General features: G+C 71.8%; 1 protein-coding gene. It reads left to right on the forward strand.

Going from position 1 to position 4,598, the window contains the following annotated elements; translation table 11 throughout:
• The coding region (locus AB0K43_RS31235; protein ID WP_363645772.1) for a type I polyketide synthase at positions 1–4,598 on the forward strand (4,598 nt) is incomplete at both ends.

Raw genomic sequence — 4,598 nt, forward strand, 5'->3', positions numbered from 1 at the left:
TGGTCGGCGGGTGCGGTGGAGTTGTTGACACAGGCGCGGGAGTGGCCGGAGACGGGGCGTCCGCGCCGGGCGGGTGTGTCGTCGTTCGGGATCAGCGGGACGAACGCGCACCTGATTCTGGAGCAGCCGGAAATGGTGGCAGAGTCGGCTGCGGCCGAGATCGAGCCGTCGGTGGTGCCGTGGGTTGTGTCGGGGCGTTCGGAAGCCGCTTTGGAGGGCCAGCTGGCGCAGCTGGCCGGGCTCGGTGAGCTGTCGCCGGTGGATGTGGGTCTGTCGTTGGCGGGCCGCACCCGCTTCGGGCACCGGGCCGTGGTGGTGGACGGCCGGGAGATCGCCAGGGGAGTGGCGGCCGACGGCAAGAGTGCATTTCTCTTCTCGGGCCAGGGTTCGCAACGGCTGGGCATGGGTCGGGAGTTGTACGGCCGGTTCCCGGTGTTCGCGGCTGCCTTCGACGAGGTGCGTGCGGAGCTGGACGGGCTGCTGGAGCAGCCGCTTCGGGACGTGGTGTGGGGGACCGACGAGGAGCTGCTGAACCAGACCGCCTGTGCCCAGGCCGGGTTGTTCGCGGTCGAGGTGGCGCTGTTCCGGCTGGTCGAATCGCTCGGTGTGCGGGCGGAGTTCGTGGCCGGCCACTCGATCGGCGAGGTTGCCGCTGCGTACGTGGCGGGTGTGTTCTCGCTGGCGGACGCGTGTGCGCTGGTCGCGGCGCGGGGCCGGTTGATGCAGGCGCTGCCGACTGGCAGCGCGATGCTCGCCATCGCTGCAACCGAGGACGAGGTCCGGCCGCTGCTCGGTGACTTGGTGTCGATCGCGGCCGTCAACGGCCCGTCGTCGGTGGTCGTCTCGGGTGACGCGGAGGCCGTCGAGCTGGTGGGTGCCCACTTCGCGGACCGCAAGACTTCGCGCCTGCGGGTGTCGCATGCGTTCCACTCGCCGCTGATGGACCCGATGCTGGACGACTTCCGAGCCGTCCTGAACGGCCTCAGCTACCAGGCCCCCACCCTCTCCGTCGTCTCCAACCTCACCGGCTCGGTGGCCGGGGGTGAGCTCCGCACCGCCGACTACTGGGTCCGCCACGTCCGCGAGACCGTCCGCTTCGCGGACGGGGTGCAGGCCTTGGCGGCCGCCGGGGTTACCCGGTTCCTCGAACTCGGCCCCGACGGTGTGCTCTCCGCTGTGGCGGCAGATTCGCTGACGGACCGTGAGGTGGTGCTCGCCTCCGTGCTGCGGAAGAACCGGGGCGAGGGTTTGGCGGTCGTCGAGGCGCTGGCCCAGCTGTCCGTCCACGGGGTTGCGGTGGACTGGGCCGCACTGTTCGCGGGGACCGGCGCCCGGCAGGTGGATGTGCCGACGTACGCGTTCCAGCACCGGAGTTACTGGCCGGCGGTGGCGAGCACGCGGCCCGTGGATGTCCGGCAGGCGGGCCTGGGTGCGGCCGAGCACCCGTTGCTGGGAGCGGCGGTCGAGCTGGTCAACACCGAGGGCTTCCTCTTCACGGGTCGGCTGTCCGTGCAGTCGCAGCCGTGGCTGGCGGACCACGTGGTGATGGGTGCACTGGTGGTGCCGGGAACGGCGCTGCTGGAGCTGGCGGTGCGGGCCGGTGACGAGGCCGGGTGCGAGCTGGTGGAGGAACTCACCCTCGCCGCACCGCTGGTGCTGCCCGAGCAGGGCGGTGTGCAGCTGCAGGTCTGGGTCGGCGAGGCGGACGCGTCGGGCCGGCGCGCGCTCACTGTGCACTCCCGGGCCGGCGTCGACCCGCAGGCGCCGTGGACGCTGCACGCGAGTGGTGTGCTGGGTTCTGGTGCGGTGCCGGTGGAGTTCGACGCCACCGTCTGGCCGCCGGCCGGGGCCGAGCCAGTTGATGTGTCGAGCGCGTACGAGGGCTTTGCAGCGGCCGGGTTCGAGTACGGGCCGGTGTTCCGGGGCATGCGGGCCGTCTGGCGTCGGGGCGAGGAGCTGTTCGCGGAGGTCGCTCTGCCGGACGGCATCGGCGGCGGCGAATTCGGCCTGCACCCGGCGCTGTTGGACGCGGCTCTGCACGGCGCGGCGCTCGACGGTGCAGCGCCCGGGGCGGTGCCGTTCTCGTGGCAGAACGTCGCGCTGCACGCGGTCGGCGCGTCCTCGGTGCGGGTGCGGCTGACCCGGGCTGCCGATGCGTCGATCGCCGTGGCGATCGCCGATCCCGAGGGGCGGCCGGTTGCTTCGGTGGGGTCGCTGGCGGTTCGGGCTATCAGCGCGGAGCAGCTCGGCTCTTCTGCCGGGGACTCGTTGTTCCGCGTGGCGTGGGTGCCGGTGCCTGCGGGTGAGCCGGTGGAGTTCGCCGAGCTGGGTGCTGAGAGCGTGGCCGGGCTGGTGGAGGTGCCGCCGGTGGTGGTGGTTCCGCTGGACGGTGCGGAGGTGCATGCCGAGGTCGGGCGGGCGCTCGCTCTCGTGCAGGACTGGCTGGCGGAGGAACGGTTCGCCGACTCGCGGCTGGTGTTCGTGACGCGTGGCGCGGTGGCGGGGGCTGACCTGGCCGGAGCGGCCGTCTGGGGTCTGGTCCGGTCCGCGTCGGCGGAGGAGCCGGGCCGGTTCGGGCTGGTGGATCTGGCCGACGATTCGGATGTGCTGCTGCCTCGTGTGCTGGGCCTGGACGAGCCGCAGCTGATGGTGCGCGATGGTGAGGTGTTCGCTGCGCGGCTGGTGCGCGCAGAGGTTGAGGGTTCGGCGCCGGAGTGGGCCGGGCGGGTTCTCGTCACCGGTGGTACCGGAGGTCTGGGTCGGGTGATCGCGCGTCACCTGGTGGTGGAGCACGGGGTGCGTCAGCTGCTGCTGGTCAGCCGTAGTGGCATGAGTGCTGATGGCGCGGAGGCGTTGGTCGGTGAGTTGGCCGGGCTGGGTGCCGAGGTGCTGGTCGAGGCGTGCGACGTTGCGGACGCCGTTGCGGTGGCCGATCTGCTGGACCGTCACGAGGTCCGTGCGGTGGTGCACACAGCCGGGGTGCTCGACGACGGCGTGATCGCGTCGCTCACGCCCGAGCGCATGTCAGCGGTCCTGCGGCCGAAGGCCGATGCCGCGTGGAACCTGCACCAGGCGACCAAGGATCTCGACCTGACCGCCTTCGTCCTCTTCTCCTCCGTCGCGGGGACCTTCGGGAGCGCGGGCCAGGCCAACTACGCTGCTTCGAACGCCTTCTTGGACGCGCTCGCCGCACACCGCCGGAAGCTCGGGCTGCCGGGTGTGGCGCTCGCCTGGGGGCCCTGGACCGGTACTGGCGGGATGACGGGAACATTGACGGACGCCGAGCTGGAGCGGATCTCGCGCCTCGGCCTGCCGCCGGTCGACCCCGAGCGCGGGGTCGCTCTCTTCGATGCCGCGCTCGCGGCCGAGCACCCGGCGCTGCTGCCGGTCCGGCTGGACCTGGCGGCGCTGCGAGCCCACGGCGAGGTTCCGGCCCTGCTGCGCGGCCTGGTCCGTGGCCGGGTCCGGCGGGCCGCAGTGGGCGGTTCGGCGGTCTCGGCGGGCCTGGCCCAGCGGCTCGCCGGGCTCGGGCAGACGGAGCGACGCTCGGCGCTGCTCGAAGTGGTTCGGGCACAGATCGCGCTGGTGCTCGGGCACGCGGACGGTTCGGTGGTCGACCCCTCGCTGGCCTTCCAGGACCTCGGGTTCGACTCGCTGACGGCGGTGGAACTGCGTAACCGGCTCCGTACGATGACGGGTCTTCAGCTTCCGGCGACCTTGGTGTTCGACTACCCCACGGCCGACGCCCTGGTGGGCTTCCTGGCGGAGGAGCTGTTCGGAACCGAGACCGCCGCTCCGATCGCCCTGGACTCGCTGCCAGTGCGGTCGGACGACCCGGTGGTGATCGTGGGGATGGCCTGCCGCTACCCCGGCGGGGTGGAGTCCCCCGAGGATCTGTGGCAGCTCGTGGCAGAGGGTGTGGACGCGGTCGGCGGGTTCCCGCTGGACCGTGGCTGGGAGGTGGAGTCGCTCTACCACCCGGACCCTGAGCACGCGGGCACCTCCTACACCCGCTCGGGTGGATTCCTGTACAACGCGGGGGAGTTCGACCCGGAGTTCTTCGGGATGAGCCCCCGCGAGGCGCTGGCCACGGACGCTCAGCAGCGGCTGCTGCTGGAGACCTCCTGGGAGGCGTTCGAGCGGTCGGGGATCGATCCGGTCACCCTGCGCGGCAGCCGGACCGGCGTCTTCGCCGGCGTCATGTACGGCGACTACGCGAACCTGCTCGGCGGCCGCGAGTTCGAGGGCTACCAGGGCAGCGGCAGCGCGGGCAGTGTGGCCTCGGGCCGGGTCTCCTACACCTTCGGCCTGGAGGGTCCGGCGGTGACGGTGGATACGGCGTGTTCGTCGTCGCTGGTGGCGATGCACCTGGCTGCGCAGGCGCTGCGGAGTGGTGAGTGCTCGCTCGCGCTGGCGGGTGGTGTGACGGTGATGTCGACGCCTTCGACCTTTGTGGAGTTCAGTCGGCAGGGTGGTCTGTCGGCTGATGGCCGGTGCCGTTCGTTCGCGGATTCGGCTGATGGTGTCGGCTGGGGCGAGGGTGTGGGGATGGTGGTGCTGGAGCGTCTGTCGGATGCCCGGCGTAATGGTCATCGGGT

It is taken from the genome of Kitasatospora sp. NPDC049258 (genome assembly GCF_040678895.1).
GTDB lineage: Bacteria > Actinomycetota > Actinomycetes > Streptomycetales > Streptomycetaceae > Kitasatospora.